This is a genomic window from Sinimarinibacterium arenosum, assembly GCF_005047655.1.
Classification (GTDB): domain Bacteria; phylum Pseudomonadota; class Gammaproteobacteria; order Nevskiales; family Nevskiaceae; genus Solimonas.
On sequence record NZ_SUKF01000012.1, the window covers coordinates 38,871 to 59,208 of the forward strand.

Annotated in this window: 18 protein-coding genes; 8 read left to right on the forward strand and 10 right to left on the reverse strand. The window is 63.0% G+C overall.

The features are described from left to right. Positions 1 to 16: 16 nt before the first annotated feature. The 3 genes from adeC to E4T66_RS20350 are packed head-to-tail and all read right to left on the reverse strand — an operon-like array spanning position 17 to position 5,795. Positions 17 to 1,468: an AdeC/AdeK/OprM family multidrug efflux complex outer membrane factor gene (gene adeC, locus E4T66_RS20340; RefSeq protein WP_136851799.1), complete on the reverse strand. Its 1,452-nt coding sequence runs from the start codon at positions 1,466 to 1,468 to the stop codon at positions 17 to 19. After that, positions 1,465 to 4,605, reverse strand: coding sequence for an efflux RND transporter permease subunit (locus E4T66_RS20345; RefSeq protein ID WP_136851801.1), 3,141 nt, complete (start codon positions 4,603 to 4,605; stop codon positions 1,465 to 1,467). The genes adeC and E4T66_RS20345 overlap by 4 nt, the downstream gene beginning before the upstream one ends. A gap of 11 nt (positions 4,606 to 4,616) precedes the next feature. After that, positions 4,617 to 5,795 carry an efflux RND transporter periplasmic adaptor subunit gene (locus E4T66_RS20350; RefSeq protein WP_248679826.1) on the reverse strand — a complete coding sequence of 393 codons (1,179 nt, stop codon included), beginning with the start codon at positions 5,793 to 5,795 and terminating at the stop codon, positions 4,617 to 4,619. A 158-nt stretch (positions 5,796 to 5,953) separates the two neighbouring features. Between E4T66_RS20350 and E4T66_RS20355 the strand changes: the two genes are divergently transcribed. Next, positions 5,954 to 6,619, forward strand: coding sequence for a TetR/AcrR family transcriptional regulator (locus E4T66_RS20355; RefSeq protein WP_136851803.1), 666 nt, complete (start codon positions 5,954 to 5,956; stop codon positions 6,617 to 6,619). Here the strand turns inward: E4T66_RS20355 and E4T66_RS20360 are convergent. Both E4T66_RS20360 and E4T66_RS20365 read right to left on the reverse strand, forming a co-directional pair. Continuing rightward, a complete protein-coding gene (locus E4T66_RS20360; RefSeq protein WP_211243055.1) occupies positions 6,596 to 7,495 on the reverse strand; it encodes an AEC family transporter in 900 nt (299 codons plus the stop codon). The genes E4T66_RS20355 and E4T66_RS20360 overlap by 24 nt on opposite strands. A 132-nt stretch (positions 7,496 to 7,627) precedes the next feature. Beyond that, entirely contained in the window at positions 7,628 to 8,350 is a 723-nt protein-coding gene (locus tag E4T66_RS20365) for a uracil-DNA glycosylase family protein (RefSeq protein ID WP_136851805.1), read from the reverse strand. Between the two features lie 145 nt (positions 8,351 to 8,495). Here E4T66_RS20365 and E4T66_RS20370 point away from each other — a divergent pair, with 145 nt between their 5' ends. Next, complete coding sequence (locus E4T66_RS20370; RefSeq protein WP_136851807.1) at positions 8,496 to 9,329, forward strand: alpha/beta hydrolase; 834 nt, start codon at positions 8,496 to 8,498, stop codon at positions 9,327 to 9,329. On the opposite strand, the gene E4T66_RS20375 is transcribed toward E4T66_RS20370, so the two are convergent. Together E4T66_RS20375 and E4T66_RS20380 are read right to left on the reverse strand one after the other, a co-directional pair. Continuing rightward, positions 9,326 to 10,756, reverse strand: coding sequence for an FAD-binding oxidoreductase (locus E4T66_RS20375; protein ID WP_211243056.1), 1,431 nt, complete (start codon positions 10,754 to 10,756; stop codon positions 9,326 to 9,328). The genes E4T66_RS20370 and E4T66_RS20375 overlap by 4 nt on opposite strands. A gap of 123 nt (positions 10,757 to 10,879) precedes the next feature. Next, positions 10,880 to 11,794 carry an AraC family transcriptional regulator gene (locus E4T66_RS20380; RefSeq protein WP_136851809.1) on the reverse strand — a complete coding sequence of 305 codons (915 nt, stop codon included), beginning with the start codon at positions 11,792 to 11,794 and terminating at the stop codon, positions 10,880 to 10,882. A 217-nt stretch (positions 11,795 to 12,011) separates the two neighbouring features. On the opposite strand from E4T66_RS20380, the gene E4T66_RS20385 reads away from it, so the two are divergent. Then, the gene (locus E4T66_RS20385; RefSeq protein WP_211243057.1) at positions 12,012 to 12,788 is read left to right on the forward strand and encodes a DUF547 domain-containing protein; all 777 of its coding nucleotides are present in this window, start codon (positions 12,012 to 12,014) and stop codon (positions 12,786 to 12,788) included. Between the two features lie 84 nt (positions 12,789 to 12,872). After that, positions 12,873 to 13,103, forward strand: coding sequence for a hypothetical protein (locus E4T66_RS20390; protein WP_211243058.1), 231 nt, complete (start codon positions 12,873 to 12,875; stop codon positions 13,101 to 13,103). A 30-nt stretch (positions 13,104 to 13,133) separates the two neighbouring features. Here the strand turns inward: E4T66_RS20390 and E4T66_RS20395 are convergent, their stop codons facing one another. From E4T66_RS20395 to E4T66_RS20405, 3 genes are all read right to left on the reverse strand, one after another. Continuing rightward, positions 13,134 to 14,312 carry a BaiN/RdsA family NAD(P)/FAD-dependent oxidoreductase gene (locus tag E4T66_RS20395; RefSeq protein ID WP_136851812.1) on the reverse strand — a complete coding sequence of 393 codons (1,179 nt, stop codon included), beginning with the start codon at positions 14,310 to 14,312 and terminating at the stop codon, positions 13,134 to 13,136. Positions 14,313 to 14,499: 187 nt separating this feature from the next. Then, positions 14,500 to 15,312, reverse strand: a complete 813-nt coding sequence (locus tag E4T66_RS20400; protein WP_136851814.1) for a hypothetical protein — start codon at positions 15,310 to 15,312, stop codon at positions 14,500 to 14,502. A 4-nt stretch (positions 15,313 to 15,316) separates the two neighbouring features. Beyond that, positions 15,317 to 16,378 (reverse strand): alpha/beta fold hydrolase, encoded by a 1,062-nt coding sequence (locus tag E4T66_RS20405; protein ID WP_136851816.1) that lies wholly within the window; start codon positions 16,376 to 16,378, stop codon positions 15,317 to 15,319. A gap of 499 nt (positions 16,379 to 16,877) precedes the next feature. Between E4T66_RS20405 and E4T66_RS20410 the strand changes: the two genes are divergently transcribed. Genes E4T66_RS20410 through E4T66_RS20425 form a run of 4 tightly spaced genes read left to right on the forward strand, consistent with a single transcriptional unit; the run spans position 16,878 to position 20,252 of the window. Continuing rightward, complete coding sequence (locus tag E4T66_RS20410; protein ID WP_136851818.1) at positions 16,878 to 17,678, forward strand: PRC-barrel domain-containing protein; 801 nt, start codon at positions 16,878 to 16,880, stop codon at positions 17,676 to 17,678. Positions 17,679 to 17,716: 38 nt separating this feature from the next. After that, positions 17,717 to 18,319: a LemA family protein gene (locus E4T66_RS20415; RefSeq protein WP_136851820.1), complete on the forward strand. Its 603-nt coding sequence runs from the start codon at positions 17,717 to 17,719 to the stop codon at positions 18,317 to 18,319. Positions 18,320 to 18,345: 26 nt separating this feature from the next. Next, the gene (locus E4T66_RS20420; protein ID WP_136851822.1) at positions 18,346 to 19,398 is read left to right on the forward strand and encodes a M48 family metallopeptidase; all 1,053 of its coding nucleotides are present in this window, start codon (positions 18,346 to 18,348) and stop codon (positions 19,396 to 19,398) included. Next, entirely contained in the window at positions 19,395 to 20,252 is an 858-nt protein-coding gene (locus E4T66_RS20425) for a baeRF3 domain-containing protein (RefSeq protein ID WP_136851824.1), read from the forward strand. Before E4T66_RS20420 ends, E4T66_RS20425 begins: the two co-directional genes overlap by 4 nt. The last annotated feature ends 86 nt before the right edge of the window (positions 20,253 to 20,338 follow it).

Below are 20,338 nucleotides of genomic sequence, written 5' to 3' on the forward strand. Positions count from 1 at the left end.
GCATAACACGGCGCCCTCATCGATTCGAAGATGGACCCGCCGCGGCAGCATCGGCCGCGTTCCAGCCGCCGCCCAGCACTTTGTACACCGTCACCAGATTGGTCTGACGCGCGAGCTGCGCACTGATCAGACTCTGCCGCGCGCTATAAAGCGTGCGCTGCGCGTCCAGCAAATTCAGATAACTGTCCACGCCCTTGCGATAGCGCGCCTCGGACAGCGCGTAGCTCTGCGTCGTGGCGTCGACCAGGGCCTGCCGCGCCGCCAGCTGTTCGTCCACGGTCGCACGCAGCGCCAGAGCGTCGGCCACTTCCTTGAACGCGGTCTGAAGGGTCTTGTCGTACTGCGCCAGCGTGATTTCGCGCTCGGTATGGGCGACATCCAGATTGGCCTGGTTGGCCCCGCCGGCAAAGATCGGCACGCTGATCTGCGGTACAAACGACCAGGCGCCACTGCCGCTGTCGAACAGGCCCGATAACGTGGTGCTGGCCGTGCCGGCCGATGCGGTCAGACTGATCCGCGGAAAGAACGCCGCACGCGCCGCACCGATGTTTGCATTGGCCGCGATCAGCTGATGCTCGGCTGCCAGGACGTCAGGACGCTGTTGCAGCACCGATGACGAAACTCCGGCGGGCAGCTCATCCAGCACGGCCAGGGTTTCAACCGACGCATCCGGCAGCAGCGCTTCCGGCACCGGCGCACCGGCCAGCAACTGCAGCGCATTGCGATCCTGCGCAACCTGACTGCGATAGCTGGCGACGTCCGCACGCGCAGACTCCACGCTGCTGCGCGCCTGCGCGAGATCCAGCGCGGACGCCACGCCCAGTGCATGCCGTCGCTGTGTCAGCGCATAGGTCTTTTCGCGACTGGCGTAGGTGTCCGCAGCCAATTGCAGCCGCGTCTGATCCGCACCCAGTTGCAACCAGGCACCTGCGACTTCGGCAATCAGGCTGATCTGCGCGCTGCGCTGTGTCTCGGTCTGTGCGAGATAACTCTGCAGGGCCTGATTCTTCAGGCTGCGCACGCGTCCGAACAGATCCAGCTCCCAGGCGGTGACACCCAGATCCACGCTGTACTGGCGCGAGATCGTCTCCACCCCGCTCTGCGACACCGTCGCCGGCGTCTTCTGTGCGACTTCTTCTGCGCTCGCCGAGACGCTCGGCAGCAGATCAGCGCGCTGGATACGGTATTGCGCCCGCGCGCGCTCGATGTTCAGCGTGGCAACCCGCAGGTCGCGGTTCTGTTGCAGGGCCAGCGCGACAAGGTCACGCAGACGTGCGTCCTGCAGGAAGCGCTGCCAGCCGATGTCAGCAATGGCGGAAGCCTCCGTCGCCGCAGCGTCGTCCATCTGCGGCCAGACCGCCGGCACCGCTGGCGCCGGACGCTGATAGTGCGGCGCCATGCTGACGCAGCCACTCAACACGCCACTCGCAACTGCCGTCACTGCCATGAGGGCAAACGAACGCTTCATCGCGGCACCTCCGACGTCGACGTTGAGGCTGTGTCGCCCGGCAGCTTGGCCTTGAACACGCGGCGCACCATCACGAAGAACACGGGAATGAAGAACAAACCGAGCACGGTGGCACTGAGCATGCCGCCGAGCACGCCCGTGCCGATCGCGTTCTGGCTGCCGGACCCGGCGCCGCTGGCAATCGCCAACGGCAATACGCCCAGCATGAACGCCAGCGAGGTCATCAGAATCGGGCGCAGACGCAAACGCACCGCTCTCATCGTGGCCTCAATCAACGGCACTCCGCGTTGTTCCATCTCGGACTTGGCGAATTCGACGATCAGAATCGCGTTCTTGGCGGAGAGCCCGATGGTCGTCAGCAGGCCCACCTGAAAGTAGACGTCGTTGGACAGTCCGCGCAGGCCCGCCGCAGCCAGCGCGCCGATCACACCGAGCGGCACCACCAGCATCACCGCAAACGGAACCGACCAGCTCTCATACAATGCGGCCAGACACAGGAACACGATCAGGATCGACAGCGCATACAGTGCCGGGGCCTGTGAACCGGACAGGCGTTCCTGATACGACAGGCCGGTCCACTGATAGCTGATGCCCGGCGGCATCTGCTGCATGATCTGCTCCACCGCCGCCATCGCTTCTCCCGAACTCACACCGGGCGCTGGCGCACCCAGGATTTCGATCGACGACTGTCCGTTATACCGTTCCAGCTTGGGCGAACCGTAGGTCCAGTACGAAGTCGAGAACGCGCTTAGAGGCACCATCGCACCGGCGTTGTTGCGCACGTGAAATCGTTTGATGTCGTCCGGCAGCATGCGTGCCGGCGCATCGGCCTGCATGTAGACGCGCTTCACGCGGGTCCCGTCGATGAAATCGTTGACATAGGTCCCGCCCAGCAGGGTCGACAGCGTCGTGTTGACGTCACCCATCGCCACACCCAGCGCACCGGCCTGATCGGCATCGACATCGATCTTGAACTGCGGCGTGTCGTCCATGCCGTTGGGCCGCACCGCGACCAGCTCGGGGCGCTGCTGTGCCAGACCCAGGAACTGGTTGCGCGCCTGAACCAGCACTTCATGGCCGACGCCGCCGAGATCCTGCATCTGCACATCGAAGCCGGACGAAGTGCCGAGCGCGCGAATTGGTGGCGGCGCAATCACGAAGATGCTGGCGTCGCGCACCAGCTGCGACAGCGCGCGGTTGGCTTTCTGCGCGATCGCCTGTGCGGTCTGATCGTTGCCCGGACGCAGCGACCAGTCGCGCAGATGCACGAAGCCCATGCCGGCATTCTGGCCCTGGCCGCTGAAGCTGAAACCGGCAACGGTGAAGATCGACTTCACCGGTTCCTGCGCCAGGAAGTATTTCTGCACCTCACGCATCGCCTGCTGGGTACGCTGCTGTGTCGCACCTGGCGGCAGCTGCGCCATCACCATCAGCGTGCCCTGATCCTCATCCGGCAGGAACGCCGTCGGCATGCGCAGGAACAGGAACACCATCACCCCGCCCAGTGCCAGATAGATCAGCATCATGCGCATGCTCTTCTGCAGCAGCGTGCCGACGATGCCCTGATAGCGTCCGGCGCCACGCTCGAACCAGCGGTTGAACGCGCCGAAGAATCCACCGTTGCCGTGATCCGGCTTTGGCGGCTTGAGAATCGTCGCGCACAAAGCCGGAGACAATGTCAGTGCCACCAGCACCGACAGTGCCATCGCCGAAACGATGGTGATCGAGAACTGACGGTAGATCGCCCCGGTCGATCCGCCGAAGAACGCCATCGGCACGAACACGGCGGACAGCACCGTGGCGATGCCGATCAGCGCGCCGGTGATCTGATCCATCGAGCGTCGCGTCGCCTCCAGCGGCGACAGTCCTTCTTCGTGCATGATGCGTTCGACGTTTTCGACCACGACGATCGCGTCATCGACCAACAGGCCGATCGCCAGCACGGTGGCGAACATCGTCAGCGTATTGATCGAGAAACCAAGCGCGGACAGCACCGCGAACGTTCCCAGCAACACCACCGGCACCGCGATCGCGGGAACAAACGTCGCGCGCAGGTTGCCGAGAAACAGGTACATCACCAGGAAGACCAGGAACACCGCCTCGATCAGCGTCTTGACCACCTCTTCGATCGAAAGGCGTACGAACGGCGTACTGTCGTACGGAACCACCACTTCGACACCCGGCGGGAACAGCGCCGACAGTTCGTTGAGTCGCTGCTTGACCGCGTCGGCAGTCTTCAAGGCATTGGCGCCGGTCGCCAGATAGATCCCAAGGCCCGCCGCCGGCTTGCCTGAAAACTGGGCGATGACCGAATAGCTCTGCGACCCCAGTTCGACGCGCGCGACATCGCGCAGACGCACGGCCGAACCGTCCGGATTGGCGCGGATCACGATGTTGCGAAATTCCTCCGCGGTGCGCAGCCGTGTCTGCGCGGTGATCGTGGCATTGAGCTGCTGGCCCTCGACCGCCGGCAGGCCGCCGAGTTCTCCAGCGGACACTTGGGCGTTCTGCGCTTCAACCGCCGCTGAAATATCGCTGACCGCCAGCGCGTAGCTCGTCATCTTGTCGGGGTCGAGCCAGATCCGCATCGCCGCCTGCGAGCCAAGCAATCGCGTGTTGCCGACGCCATCGACGCGGCTGATCGGATCGAGCACCGAACTGGCGATGTAGTCGCCCAGATCGTTGTTGCTCATGCTGCCGTCGGTCGAGACCAGACCGACCACCATCAGGAAGCCCGACGCGGACTTGGTGACCTGGATGCCCTGTCGCTGCACTGCCTGGGGCAGCAATGGCGTTGCCAGCTGCAGCTTGTTCTGCACCTGCACCTGGGCGATATCGGGATCGATGCTCGCGTCAAAGGTCAGCGTGATCGATGCGCTGCCCGAGGCGCTGCTGCTGGACGACATGTACAGCAGGCCATCGAGCCCGTTCATGTTCTGCTCGACCACCTGCGTGACCGCGTCCTCGACGGTCTCGGCCGAAGCACCCGGATACGTCGCGTTGATCTGCACCGTGGGTGGCGCAATCGTCGGGTACTGCTCGATCGGCAGACTGCGGATCGACAGCACACCGGCCAGCATGATGACGATCGCGATGACCCAGGCAAAAATCGGTCGATCGATAAAGAAACGCGCCATGGCGGTGGCCCCTATGGAGTCGGCGTTACGGCCGTGGCGGCATCACCGCCCACGGGCTGCGGCTGCACCGCAGCGCCGACGCGCGCTTTCTGCAGTCCTTCGACGATCACCCGGTCTCCAGGCTTGAGACCGGAGGTGACGATCCACTCGTCGCCGACTGCAGACGCCGTTTCGATCACACGCTGCTCGACGGTGTTGTCGTCCTTCACCACCAGCGCAATCGCTTCGCCGCGCGCGTTGTGCGTGACGCCCTTCTGCGGCACACGCAGACCCTCGCGATCAACGCCTTGAGTGACCACCGCGCGTACATACATGCCGGGCAGCAGCAGGCTATCGGGGTTCGGGAATACGGCGCGCAGGCGCACCGTACCGGTACCTTCGTCCACGGCGACGCCGGTGAATGACAGCTTGCCGACATGCTCGTAGCTGCCGCCATCCTCAAGGCGCAGATGCACCTTGATCGTATCCGTGCTCTCACGCTGGACCTGCCCGCTGGCGATACGCCGCCGCAGCGCCAGCACTTCGGCACTGGACTGGGTGATGTCGACGTAGATCGGATCCAGCTGACGCACGGTCGTCAGCGCATCGGCCTGATTCGCCGTGACCAGGGCGCCCGGCGTCACGATCGAGGTCGCGACCTGCCCATCGATCGGCGCAGTGATGCGGGTGTAGTTCAGATTGATGCGCGCCGTCTGCAATGCTGCCTTGGCTGCCGCAACCTCGGCATCGGCCTGCAGCACCGCCGCCTGTGCATCGTCGTTTTCCTGCTTCGAGACTGCGTCGATCTGCGCCAGCTCGGCATAACGCTGCGCCTGCAGCTTCAGGGTCGCCTGACTCGCCTGCGCCTTGGCCAGCGCAGCGCTGGCGCTGTCGAACGCGGCGCGATACGGCGCAGCATCGATCTGATACAGCACCTGCCCGGCCTTGACCTCGGCGCCTTCATCGAACAGCCGCTTCTGCACGATGCCGGTGATCTGCGGACGCACCTCGGCGACCATGAACGCGGTGGTGCGCCCGGACAACTCGGCAGTCATCGTCACCGGCTGCGCCGCCAGAGTCACGATACCGACAGCGGGGGCCGGCGGCGGAGCAGCGGTCTGCTCGGATTTGCCGCCGCAGGCGCTCAAAACGCCGGCCAGCAGCACCGACACCAGAAACCGCATCTCAGACTTGGGGGGAAGAGTCTGCATGGGAAGTTCTCTTTCGGACCAACAGGAAGTGCGCGCTCACGATCATTCCGGCAAGCGTGCAAGCGTCCGACAATTTGTTAGAATGAACGTTCATTCTAATTATTGATCGATTCGAAAACAAGGCAGGACATTCGGATCGGCATACGGTGAGGACCGACATGGCAAACCCGAATCCCAGCCCGCGCGGGCGCCGGTTCAGCGAACCGGCGCAGGTGGACGCGCGCCGTGCGCAGGTGCTGGAGGCTGCCGCCGAATGCTTCCGGCAGGCCGGTTTTCACGGTGCCAGCATGGCCGCGATCTCCAAGGCCGCCGGCATGAGCGCCGGACACATCTATCACTACTTTGAAAACAAGGAAGCGATCATCGCCGCGCTGGTCGAGCGCGACAGCGAAGAACTGCATGACGTGCTCAACAGCTTTCGCGCGCAATCCGATTTTCTGCAGGCGATGATCGACGGCGTCGATGCCGGCCTGGCCCGCGCTGGGCGTGCCGAGCGCGCCGCACTGAAAATGGAAATCCTCGCCGAAGCCGGCCGCAACCCCAAGATTGCCGCCCTGCTGCAGGATGCCGATCGCGAAGCGCTGTCCGGATTCTGCTCGTCGCTGCAGGCAGCCTGTGCCACGCGCAGCAACGTCAGCGACTGCGACCTGGAAGCCAAGGTGATCACCGTCGGCGCGCTGTTCAACGGCTTCGCCACCCGTGCCGTGTTCAGCCCGCCGAAGCAATGCGATGCTCTGGCGCGCGCGATGCGTCGTGCGATCACGGCGATCCTCACCGGCGACGACGCGCCGGCAGCGGGATCAGCCGAGCATCAGACTCCATAGCGGCACCGTCACGACCGACAGCAGGATGCCGGCGCCCAGAATGGTGTTGGCCAATGGCGGATCGAGATTGTGCTGATCCGCCAGAATCGCCGCCGAGATCATCGGCGCCATCGCCGTCTGCATCACGCCGATCGTCAGCGTCAGTCCGCCGACGCCGGTTGCCCATCCCAGCAGCAAGGCCAGCAGCGGCGCCACCAGCAATTTCCAGCTCAAGCCCAGCAACAGCGGCTGCATCTGCCCGCCGCCGAGATGCAGCTTGAACCGCAGGCCGACCGAGAACAGCGCCAGCGGCGTCAGCGTCGCGCCCAGGCGCTGCAGAATCTCGTCGATCTGCGACGGCCAGCCGCCGAGCATGCCGACGATCACGCCGGTGACCAGGGCGAGGAACGCCGGGAACAGCAGCACGCGCCGCGCAATGTCCTTCGGGTGCGGCGTGGCGCCGGAGTAGATCGACGACACCAGGACGCCGCCGACCGCCAGCGCGATGAAGCAGCCGACCTGATCGGCGATCACGCCCAGCGCCAGACCCTCGCGTCCGCGCAGCGCTTCGAGCAGCGGGTAGCCCATGAACGAGGTATTGCCGAGGCCGCAGACCAGAATCACGGCACCGATGCGTGCGCGGCTCCAGCCCAGTCGTCTGCCCAGCGGGTCGAAAATCAGCAGCGCGCCGATCATCACCATGTACTGGGTGACGACCAGGAACCAGAACTGCCATTCGAAGTGCAGGCGCGGAATCAGCTCCAGCACCAGCGCCGGCAACGCGATATTGATCACCCACCAGTTGAGCCCCTGTGCCAGTCCCAGCGGCGGGTGCGCGAAGCGGGCGATCAACACGCCAAGCGCCAGACACACCAGCAGAAGAAACAGCGCAGTCACGGACAATCCGGCTCGGCAGCAATCAAGGGACGATCAGGGGGCGCCATTAAAGGGATTTCGCGCAATACGGGCAAGTGCCGATTGAACCGGAGGCCGTCGGCATCCGCCATGCGGCCTTGGTCGAATGCAGTGTCAGCACTGGCCTTCGACCTCATCGGCCACTGCGTCCATCAGCGGCGCCCAGCCGCGATTCGCCACCGGACTGGCCGGCGACGGATGCGGCGCGGTGAAGATCGGCACCTGCTGATCCGCCAGCACCCGCCCCAGGCAGTCATAGGCAAACCGTCCGATACCGATCGCCGCAGCCGGTTGCAGCACCTCGACCGAGCGCCGCAGTGCGGTATCGCAGTGCGCGTACAGTGCCTCACGTTCAGCCTTCGGCAGTTTGTCCGGGGTGAAATTGCGGCCACTGGCTTCCATGAACACCAGCGGGCAGTAGTTCACGACGAAATAGCGTGCGAAGAAGGCATCGGCGCTGCCGAAGCGGTCGCGTGCCCAGCCCCACAGGCGCTTGCCGCTGACCTCGCTGCGCGTGCAATCAAAGCCCTGCACCGGCCGCTTCGGGTGTTCATTCGCCGGCTTGGCGATCGGCACATCGATCCCGATCCAGTCGCGCACCATCGCAACCTCGCCAAACGGCACGCCGACCTGCGCCATGCCGAACGGACCCGGATTCATGCCCAGCAGGATGATGCGTCCCTTGGCCGCGCCATAGCGGCGCAGATATTCGGCCTGCGCGGCCCAGGCATAGCGCAGGGGGTTGTAGACATGCGTCACCGGCGGACTGAACGACAGCGCGTCGACCGCGTCCGCAAGGTCCAGGGTCACGCTGTTCAATGTCGCGGGCGCACTCATTCATTCAGTCCGGTTGGCAGCAAGGAAGTCCGTGCGCATCCCAAACACCGAAGCGCGCGTATCAGCAGCAGACACATTCATACGGATTGCGCTGTGCTGCACAGCGCAGGCGCAATTATCGGGCGACTTCGCAGGAGAGTCATTGATGCTTCGGATTTTGTGGATTCCATTGATCGCCGCATTGAGCGCCTGCGCTGGCACTGACACGCTCCGCTATCGCACCACGCCGGCCTTGGCCTACGTCGACGACGGCTCGGCCAAACAGGTGGGCGATCTCTATGTGCCCGAAGGCGCAGGTCCGTTCCCTGCGGTCCTCGTCGTCCACGGCGGCGGCTGGATTCGCGGCGAACGCGCCGACATGAACAAGTTCGCCAGGCGCCTGGCCGAGGGTGGCTACGCGGCCTACAACATCGGCTACCGCCTTGCGCCCGACGATCGCTTTCCGGCGCAGCTGGACGACCTGCGCACCGCGCTGCGCTGGCTGCACGCCCATGCCGAGGAGAACCGCATCGATCCGGATCGCATCGCGGTCATGGGCTACTCAGCCGGTGCGCATCTGGCGCTGATGCTGGGACTGGACCCGGGCACCGATACCCCGCGCGTGCGTGCGGTGGTCGCCGGCGCCGGTCCGACCGATCTGCGCGTCTATCCCGACAGTCCGTTCATCAAGGCGCTGATCGGCGGCACACCGGATCAGTTCGCTGCCGAATATGCCACCGCCTCGCCGATCACCTATGTGACGCCCGATGATCCCCCGGTGATGCTGTATCACGGCAAGCTCGATGGCCTGGTGGAAGTCGAGCAGTCGCTGCGACTGCACCAGGCGCTGATCGATGCCGGCGTGCGCAGCGAACTGGCGACACCGCCGCTGTCCGGGCACATCACCACCTTTCTGTTCGACGGCGACACCTTCGCGCAGGCGCTGCAGTTCCTCGCCGAAACCACCGCGCCACGTCAGGCCGTCTCAGCCATCCGCTAGGCCAGCACCGCGCCCGGATTGAGAATGCCGCGCGGGTCGAGCGCCAGCTTGATCTGACGCATCGCCTGCACCGCGACCGGCGACTTGTAGTGCGCCAGCTCCGTGGTCTTCAGGCGGCCGATGCCGTGCTCGGCGGAGAACGAGCCGTGCAACGCCACAACGATGTCGTGCACAACGCGATTGCAGCGTTCCCATTCGGCGAGAAACGCCGGCGTTTCAGCACCGAACGGCTGCGACACATTGAAGTGGATGTTGCCGTCGCCTAGATGCCCGAACGGACACACGCGCGCACCGGGCAACAGTGCTTCGACCGCCGGAATGGCGCGGCGTAGAAATTCCGGGACAGACGACACCGGCACCGAGACATCGTGCTTGATGCTGCCGCCCTCATGCTTCTGTGCTTCGGGAATGCTTTCGCGCAGCCGCCACAGCGCGGCCGCCTGTGTCTGCGACTCCGCAATCACGGCGTCGCTGATCTCGCCAGCATCCAGGGCCTCTTCCAGCACCGCATCGAACAGTGGCCGCAGTTCGCCGACGCGGCGCCCACCACTGAGTTCGAGCAGCACCACCCATGGCGGCGCCGGATCGAACGGCGCACGACAGTCCGGAATATGCCGCGCGGCAAACCCCACGCTCGTCGCCGACATCAGCTCGCAGGCACTGACGCGCCCATCGCTGGCGTCCTGCATGCGTCCGAGCACCGCCAGCGCCTGCTCGACGTTTTCCACGGCGACCAGCGCGGTCTGCACATCGCCCGGCTGCGGAAACAGCCGCAGCACCGCCGCAGTGATGATGCCAAGCGTGCCTTCGGAGCCGATGAACAGGTCGCGCAGGTCGTAGCCAGTGTTGTCCTTCTTCAGCGACGACAATCCGTCCCAGACGTCGCCGTTGGCCAGCACCACCTCCAGCCCCAACGCCAGGTCACGCGCGATGCCGTAGCGCAGCGCATTGGTACCGCCGGCATTGGTCGCCAGATTGCCGCCGATCTGGCAGCTGCCCTCGGCCGCCAGGCTCAACGGAAACAACAGGCCCTCATCGCTGGCCGTCTGCTGGATCTCGGCCAGGATGCAGCCGGCCTCGACTGTGATCGTGCGGTTGACCGGATCGAGAGCGCGCAGCTGGCGCATGCGGCGCAGACTCAGAATGATCTGGTCGCCCGTCGCAACCGCGCCGCCACACAGACCGGTATTGCCGCCCTGCGGTACGACGCCGATGCCGGCGTCATTGCATAGCGCCAGCACCTGCGAAACTTCCGCCGTATTCGCCGGACAGACCACGGCCGCAGCCGCACCGCGATACAAGCCGCGCTGCTCATCCAGATACGGTGCCATCGCTCCCGCGTCGTCGATCCAGCCTGCGTCACCGACGCACTCGCGAATCTTCTCGAGCGCGGCACCGATACCACCCGTGAATGAAGGACTCTGCAAGAGGGCGATCCTCAGCAATCAAGCAATTGAGGTAATGGGCGCCGGCTGCCGAGAGCGCGGCAAGGCACCAGCATGGACCAAGGGGCACTGAAGCACTCCTGCGCAGTGACGGCTATCGCGTAGCTAGGCACTGCCACCGATCCGTTCCCGAAACCAACGGCGAAAAGAGCCTGGCCCCACACCATGCACCCGCTTGAACGCCTTGCGGAAAGCGGCTTCGGTCTCGTAACCGACACGCTCAGCCGCTGTGGCTACCGAGATATGTGGATCCCGCAGTAACAGCTCGGCCTGCGTCATTCGCCAGCGAGTCAGGTATTCGATTGGTGTGGTTCCGACAACGTCCGAAAATCGCTGCGTGAAACTCGCGCGTGACATACCCGCAGTCTGGGCCAGGGTTTCCAGCGTCCACGCCGCAGCGGAATCACGGTGCATCGCTCCCAGCGCCTTGCGTAGGCGCAGATCGGCAAGCGCTGCGAGCACCCCCCGCTGATCGCCACAGTGCTTGATGTACTCGCGCACAACCATCACGAAGAGCGTATCAGCGAGTTTGTCCAGCACGGTCCGAGTGCCGACACCCTCCGTGCTGGCTTCCTCAAGCAGCAGCTGACCAATGATTTCCAAATGTCGTCCCGCGTCCTCGCGACGGACGACAATCACTTCCGGCAATGCGTCGAGGACCGGATTCTTGTCCCCGGCCGCAAATTCAAAGTAGCCACAGATCAATGTCGTGAACGGACCGTCGCCGTCCATGACCATGAGGTTCTCATCCCCGTGCAGTTCGGGCGAGCCAGTGAGCATGTGCCATGCATCATGCGGAAAGACCACCAGATCCCCACCCTCCAAAGTCACCGCATCGCGGGTCCCGCGCATATGCAACCAGCACTGCCCGCGTCCAACCAGATGAAACGCGGCGCGTTTATTTCCGGAGGAACCGTACTGCCAGATTCCACAGAATTGCGGATGACCATAGACCCCGGCGTGAAGCTGGTAGGCATTCAGAACCGAGGACAGCAAGTCATCTTCTGGACTCTCAGACATAAAACACAGTCTCCTGCCCGCCCGATCTCCCTCAGACGGAAGCCTATTATCACCTCTCTGAGACTGAACGGATGCGCAGCCCCGGATAGGCGCACCGCTCCAACGCGACCTGAAGTGGCACAGCCACCGCCGTGCACACACTGCTCGAATTCAATTGAGTCCGCAGCGAGAGTTCAATGAGGCTGAACGCATGAAAGCGAGGATGAGAACCCTGATGATGACGATGGCACTCTCGGCAAGCTGCGCAGCGTCGGCATTCGATCATGCCTACAGCGAATACGGTGAGCTGTTATCAGGCCACACGCACTGGGTCGCGGACGGCCATGCCAGTGCAGTCGACTACGCCGGACTCAAGCGCGATCACTCCCGGCTGCAGCACGCCTTGGCGACGTTCTCGCAGGTCACGCAGCCGGAGTTCGAGCAGTGGCCACGCGCGCAGCAAGAGGCGTTTCTGATCAATGCGTACAACGGCTTCACACTCGATCTGATCCTGAGCAAGTACCCAGCTCTCGAATCGATCCGGGATCTGAGTTCTCTATTTCGCTCACCCTGGAAGTTGACGTTCTTCAAGCTGCTCGGCGAGACACGCAGCCTGGACTGGATCGAGCACGGCGTACTGCGGCCCCGCTATCAGGATCCACGCGTGCACTTTGCGGTGAACTGCGCATCAATTGGCTGCCCGGCCTTGCGGCCTGAGCCCTATATTGCTGTCTCGCTGGACGATCAGCTAGACGACCAGTTGCGGCGCTTTCTGTCGGACCGAACTCGCAATCGCTACAACGCAGCTGACAACACCTTGTATCTCTCGCAGATCTTTGACTGGTACGGCGACGACTTCGCGCGCGATGGACGTACGCTGCCGCAATGGCTTTCAGGGCACGCCGCGATGCTCACCGACAACAAATCCGATCGCAATCTCGTGCGTGCAGGCACATTCCGGATCGAACACCTGTCCTACAACTGGACGCTGAATGACGCACACTCCAGCCACTGATCCGTGATACGCATCACTGCGACCGCACATGAAGACCTCCCCCACGATCCGGCGCCTCCGCGCCGCGCACAGGAAAGTCCGCCGATGACCACGTCTGCGCGACTGAAAACCGTGATGTCGCCCACGCATCTACGCCGCACAGGCACCATCAGCCTGGTTGTCGGCACCTGGCTGACCGCATTCAATCAGGGCGACGCACTGCTGAGCAGCGGATTGAGCAGCATGCTGGGTCTCAAGATATTCCTGAATTACCTGACGCCGTTTGTCGTGGCCAATCTCGGCTTGCTGTCGCACCACAGCGGATCGCCACAGTAACCGCCTGCCATGCAGCAAAATGATTGGGCGTCAGACGACCTCGCCCGCCGCGCGCCCGGATGCCCAGGCCCACTGGAAGTTGAAGCCGCCGAGATGGCCAGTGACATCGACCACCTCGCCGACGAAGTACAGGCCTTTCTGCAGGCGCGACTCCATCGTCTTTGACGACAGACCGTCCGTATCGACACCGCCCAGAGTCACCTCCGCAGTGCGGTAGCCCTCAGTACCACTGGCGATGACCGGCCAGCACTGCAGCTGCTCCGCAATGCCGCGCAGCGCAGGCGGCGGGATCTGCCGCATCGGCCGGTTCTCGAACCAGACCTCACACAGTCGCTGTGCAAAGCGCTTGGGCAGCAGCTCACCAAGCACGGTCTTCAGCTCCGCATCCGGCCGCGCCTGCTGCAGGGCTTCCAGCCGCGCCTGCGCGTCCTCGCCCGGCAAAAGGTCGAGGGTCAGCTCAGCCCCCGGTTGCCAGTACGAGGAAATCTGCAGGATGGCCGGACCGCTCAGGCCGCGATGCGTGATCAGCATGAAGTTGCGGAACTCGGCGTCGCCGCAACGCGCGATCACCGGCAGCGAAACGCCGGAAAGATCCGCGTAGTGCTGCTGATGGATGCCGCTCAGGGTCAACGGTACCAAACCGGCCCGGGTCGCGACGATCTCATGCCCGAACTGCCGGGCCAGCGCATAGCCGAACCCGGTCGCGCCCATGCTCGGGATCGACAGCCCACCGGTTGCCACCACCAATGAAGCGGCGCGGCACCGACCCATTGCCGTGTCGACCACGAAGCAGCCATCGCGAAACTCGACACGCTCGACCGTGCAATTGACATCAATCCGCACACCCGCTTCTGCGCACTCATCCAGCAACATGCGCACGATCAGCTTGGACGACTCATCGCAGAAAAGTTGCCCCAGCTCCTTCTCATGCCAGGCGATGTGGTGACGTTCGACCATCTCCAGAAACTGCGCCGGCTGGAACCGCGCCAGGGCCGATTTGCAGAAGTGCGGGTTCTGCGACAGGAAGCTGTCCGGCGTCGTATGAATGTTGGTGAAATTGCAGCGTCCGCCACCGGACATCAGGATCTTCTTGCCGACGCGGTTGGCATGTTCGATCACACGCACGCTGCGCCCGCGCCGACCCGCGGTCAGCGCACACATCAGACCCGCAGCGCCGCCGCCGATGACAACAACGTCGACATCGGTCATGCGCGCTGCCGATGTCGATTCAAGCTGCGTTTGTTCTACCGAACCTGCCTCATCCAACACTCAAGACCCCGGTTGTAAGAATGGACCTACTGCACCGCGCTGCTTGGGAGATCAGCGCTGAAAACCATTGAATCATTCCGGAAACACCACGCAGGCAGGCACCCTGGAGCTGACGTCGTCTGTCTTGTCACGTCGTCCGCAGCGGCCCAGGCTGCGCCGCGCGCCAGACCTTGTAGCCCACAATGACCAGCGCGATTTCGAAGATTTCGACCGCTGCGTGCGCGACCGGGATCGGTGCCAGATAGAACATTCCGAACATCAGCGGCCACTGCGCAACAAACAGGATCGCGACGACGCTGCGCATGTAGAACTTCTGTGCAGCCGCAACAATCAGCACCTCAAACACGAACAGCTTGATGCAGAAGTTGAGCCCGGCCTGTGCCTGCAGCCCCGTCAATACATCATCGAGTCCGTTCGCGCCCCAGTTGTAGTGCGTCCAGTACGCGAGCTGCGGAAAATACAGCAGCGCGAAGCCCACCAGCAGATAGGCACAGCCCAGACGCTCCGAGCGATTGCCGTTGCTGAAATAGGCCGACACCCGCGCGGGGAACGCGCGCAAGGCCTCACCCCATGGACCGAACATCCTGATACACCACGCCGCGTGCACGATGCGCAGGCTGACAAGGCCACACCGCAGCGCGGTCAACGCCAGAACATCGCCATCGAGGCCCTTGAACGCCAGCGCCGCGACCAACACCAGAAACGAAACACCGCTGCTGAGCCGGAACAGGTTGAACCAGCGCCGCTCGGCCTTCGGCAGGAACAGCGCACCGAGATCGGTAATCGCAACAAAGCTGATGTAGTGCGCAACCAGCATCTGCCCATGGTCATGGTAGTCACGCCAGAACAGACTCAGATACAGCAGCGTATCGAGCAGCAGCATGTGCACGAACACACGCTGCGGCATGGGTTCCGACACTGGCACGCGGCGGGCGGTCAAAGACTCAGCTCCTTTCGTGCATCGCCAGAATTGACGCCGCCATCTCGGCGCCTTTGTATTCCTCGATGAAGTGCCCGATTCCTGGAAAGCGGTGCGTATTGTCCGTCATCTGCGGCAGCGCCTTGTGCCATTGCGCAATCACCGAGTCCTTGCCGCAGGCATCCCACTGCCCGAAATAACCACATACCGGAATATTCCGGCCCGAGGGTCCCCAGCACTGGCTGATGTTGCCCTGAATCCGCAGGTAGAACGCATGATTGTCCTGCGCGCCATGGCGTGCATCCTCATAGCGATAGCCGTATCCCCAGACCGGTGTCTGGCGCACGTTGCGCTTGGAACTTCGAGCATTGGCAGGACTCCGCAGCATCTGCGAGAAGACGTACTCCGGACCGTCCTGAGCAATGCTGCGGCTTGCATGCTTGCCCAGCCATTTCGTGATCGATGCCAGAAACGGCGCCGTGCCCTGCGGATGCGCATGGCAGACCACGGCCGCCGCCACTCCACCCCAGAGCGCATCCGGAATCAGGCTCGCCGTCAGATACCAGGGCAGCCACGGGAACGGGTAATTCGTGTAGGTGTAACCGTCCGACGGCATCGGGAACACCGTCGTGTTCATCACCAACAACGCGCCCACCCGCTCAGGCTCCTGAATCAGGGCACCAATGCCGATCGGCCCACCCCAGTCATGCGTCACCAGCGTGACGTTCTGCAGGTCCAGATGGCGCACCAGCTGCAACACGTTTGCCGCGTGGTGAAAGTCCACCATTTCAAAATCCGCCTGATCGGAAAGCCCCAGGCCGATGTGATCCATCGCCACGATGCGCAGCGGCTCACCGGACGCGATCAGGGCATCGCGGATCTTGCGATAGGTATACGAGCATTCCGGATTGCCGTGGACAAACAGAACGGTGCGCTGTGGCGTATCGCCGGCAGAGGTTGCGTAGTCGTAATAGAACAGTGTCTTGCCCGCGTCCAGTCCCTCGGGAATCGTGAACCAGCGCTCGCTGCCGGGTGGGCAGTAGTCGGCCGGCGGATGCTGTAGTGGCGAATTGCTGATGACGTGCATGACTTGAGGATGTCCTGTTGACCCGCCACATGCGGGGATCGATGAGCGTAACGCTGGTACCGAATGATGCGCAGCCCAATCACAAGCTCGCGATATTCAACCTTTGCGAAGCAGCATAGAGTGCACGAATGCTGCGACGCCGGCTTGCCGAGGTGCGGCTTCCGCCAAAGAAATCTTTCAGATGACATCGAGACGCGTGAATTCCACGAACCGCAGGTTCGCGGTCCCATGCCGATGTCGATCACATCATTGGTGATCCTCCCAAGGGAAATGACAGAGCTGCGGGTTGAATCGAGCCACCCTCGTCAAGCGAGCGTCGCGCCTTCCTGCGACGAAGCAGCCCGCTCATCATCAGTCACAACTCACTCAGCCAGTCAGGCTCTGTGCCCTGGCGAACAGACCCCCCGGCGGGAACGCCGCACCATACCTGAGGCCCTTCGGCATTGCCGGCATCCGGGCATCTGTCCCCGCGCCCCATTCCTTTGCAGGAGAGACTCCCATGTTGCGCAGCATGAAAGAGCTGGAAGGCTATGACATCGGCGCTACCGACGGCGACATTGGCAAGCTCAAGGATTTCTATTTCGACGACGCCTCTTGGGTGGTTCGCTATCTGATTGTCGATACCGGTTCCTGGCTGTCGAGCCGAAAAGTGTTGATCTCGCCGTTTTCCATCGACCAGACCGACGGTTCGTATAAAAAACTGTGGGTCAAGATCACCAAGGAACAAGTCAAAGACAGCCCGGATATCGACACCGACAAACCGGTGTCGCGGCAGCACGAGGAAACCTATCTCAAGTACTACGGCTACCCACTGTATTGGACTGGCACGGGTCTTTGGGGTGACGGCATAGATCCACGCATGGCGGTGCGGGGCTTTCCGGTGGCGGGGCCGTCGCCGGAAGTCCAAGCTGAAATGCATCGAGTCCTGGCAGAAGCCGATGCGGCGGGGCACCGCGATGACGATCCCCATCTGCGCAGCTGCACGGCGATGGTCGGGTACAAGGTCCACGCCAACGATGGCGAGATCGGTCATGTCGAAGGCGCATTGATCGACGACGAGACTTGGTCCCTGCGTTACCTGATCGTGAATACCAGCAACTGGTGGCTCGGTCACTCGGTGCTGATCGCGCCACAGTGGATCACCGGCATGAGCTGGACTGGCGCCACCGTGTCGGTAGACCTGAGCCGGGAAGCGATCAAGCACGCGCCGCCATACGACCCGTCGAAAGCATTGCTGCGGCAGCAGGAAGTCGACATCTACAAGTACCACGGCCGCAGCGGCTACTGGCCGATGCCCTGAGCGTCATCGCGCCCTCATCAATCAAACCGGACCTTTTTATGACTTCCTCCCCGATCATCATCCTTGTGCTTCTGGGCCTGCTGTTGCTGGCTGTCATCTTTGTCATCGAGCTGTACAACAAGCTGGTCAAGCTGCGCAATCGATTCAAGAACGCGTATGCGCAGATCGACGTGCAGCTCAAGCGGCGCTACGACCTGATTCCGAATCTGGTCGAGACAGCGAAAGCCTATCTGTCGCACGAACGCGGCACGCTCGAAGCGGTGGTGGCAGCGCGCAACACGGCGGCATCGGCCAGCGTCGGCGCTGCGGCCACACCGGGCGATCCATCGGCGATGAAGAAGCTGGGCGGCGCCGAAAGCCTGCTCGGGGGCAGCCTGGGTCGTTTGTTCGCGCTGTCGGAGGCTTATCCCGACCTCAAGGCCAACACCACCATGCTGAGCCTGTCGGAAGAACTCGCTTCAACCGAGAACAAGGTCGGGTTTTCGCGGCAGGCCTACAACGACGCGGTGATGCTCTACAACACGCAGCGCGAGGTCTTCCCGAGCAGTCTGATCACCTCCGCTTTCAATTTCGCAGCCGCCGAGCTGTTCGTCATCGAGCAGGCCGAACAACGCGAGCCGCAAAAGGTCTCGTTCGCTTGAAGCAAATCCCAATGATGACCTGAACGATGGATTTCTTCGCACATCAGGCCCAGGCCCGGCAGCACACGACGGTGCTGGTGGTGTATTTCGTCATCGCCATCGTCTGCATCATCGCGTCGGTCTACATCGCCAGCGCGATGATTTTCCACGCCACGCAGACGCAAGCCCCTGCCGGCGCCGTATGGACCGGCTTCGTCCTATGGGATCCGCAACTGTTTCTGTATGTCGTCATCGGCACGCTCAGCGTGGTGCTCGCGGGCGGCCTCTACAAGACATTGGCCCTGTCCAAAGGCGGAAGTGCCGTGGCCGAAGCGCTGGGCGGTCGCCTGCTCGACATCGACAGCGTCAATCCCGACGAACGAAAGCTGCGCAATGTCGTCGAGGAAATGGCCATCGCTGCGGGGGTTCCGATGCCGAAGATCTACGTGCTCGACAACGATGCCGGCATCAATGCCTTCGCCGCTGGCCACGCGCCGCAGGATGCCGCCATCGGCATCACCGGTGGCGGCATGCGTCTGCTGGACCGCGATGAACTACAAGGTGTCATCGGTCACGAGTTCAGTCATCTGCTCAACGGCGACATGCGGATCAACATCCGCATCATGGGCGTGCTGTTCGGCATCGTCTGCCTGGCCGTGATCGGGCGGCTGCTGCTGTATTCACGCGGTGGCGGCGGCCGTGGACGTAATCCGATGATGTTCATTGGGCTGGCTCTGATCGTGATCGGCGCACTCGGCATCTTCTTTGGCCGTCTCATCCAGGCGGCGTTGAGTCGACAACGCGAGCTCCTCGCCGACGCGTCCGCCGTGCAGTTCACACGCAATCCGGCCGGGCTCTCGCGTGCCTTGCAGAAAATCGGCCGCGTGGGCTCGCAGATCGGGTCCGTGCATGCCGCAGAAGCTAACCACATGTTTTTTGAAAACGGACTGAGCAAGCCCTTCATCGGCTGGATGGCGACTCACCCACCGCTGGAACAACGCATACGCGCCATCGATCCGTCGTGGACGGGCACGTTCGACGACACCGGCGCGACCAACAACAGTGATCCCAGCATGAAACCGAACCAGGAACCCCTATGAAAACCATACTGACCCTCGAATCACTCGCAGAGCTGACGGCGGCTCACGCACCGCCTTGCCTGTCGCTGTATCAGGCCACGCATCGCTCCAGCCCCAACAATCAGCAGGACCCCATCCGCTTTCGAAATCTGCTCAAAGAGCTGGAGGCCTCGCTGCGACAACAACACCCGGCGGCCGAGATGCAAGCGCTTCTCGCACCGTTCGAAGCCCTGGGTGAGGATCAGGACTTCTGGAACCACACGCTGGACGGATTGGCCGTGCTCGGCACTGCAGACTTCTTCCGCGTGTTCTGCCTGCAACGCTCCGTGCCGGAACTCGCCATCGTTGCCGACAGCTTCCACACCAAACCACTGCGCCGCTTCCTGCAGTCAGTGGACCGCTACCAGGTGCTCGGACTGAGCCGCGGCAGGTTCCAGGTCTTTGAAGGCGACCGTAATACGCTTGACGAGATTCTGCCGACCGCGGGCGCTGCGCGAACCGTCGCCGAAGTCCTCGGCGAGAAGCAGAGCGAGGCCAGCCAGACCAGCTTTTCACATGCAGGCGGCGGTGCCAACGCCGGGATTCATCACGGTCAGGGCGGCAAAAGCGATAGCGTCGACGTTGAAACCGATCGGTTCTTTCGCAGCGTCGATCGCATGATGCTGGAACAGTATTCCAAACCCTCCGGCCTGCCCTTGATTCTGGCGGCGCTGCCAGAGCATCACCACCGGTTTCGCCAGATCAGCCACAACCCGTTTCTGCTCGAAGGCGGATTGAATGTGAACCCCGAAGGCATGGGCGTCGCCGAACTGGCCGAGCGTCTCTGGGAAGTCGTGGTTGAAAGATCCTCGTTCCTTCGAGTCACTCAGAAGTAGAGGTTGTAGGTGATTGTGCCATTGCGAATCGGACGGGCGACAGGCCGCCGAGACTGCGATGGGGACGGTGGTGGTTGTAGCGATGG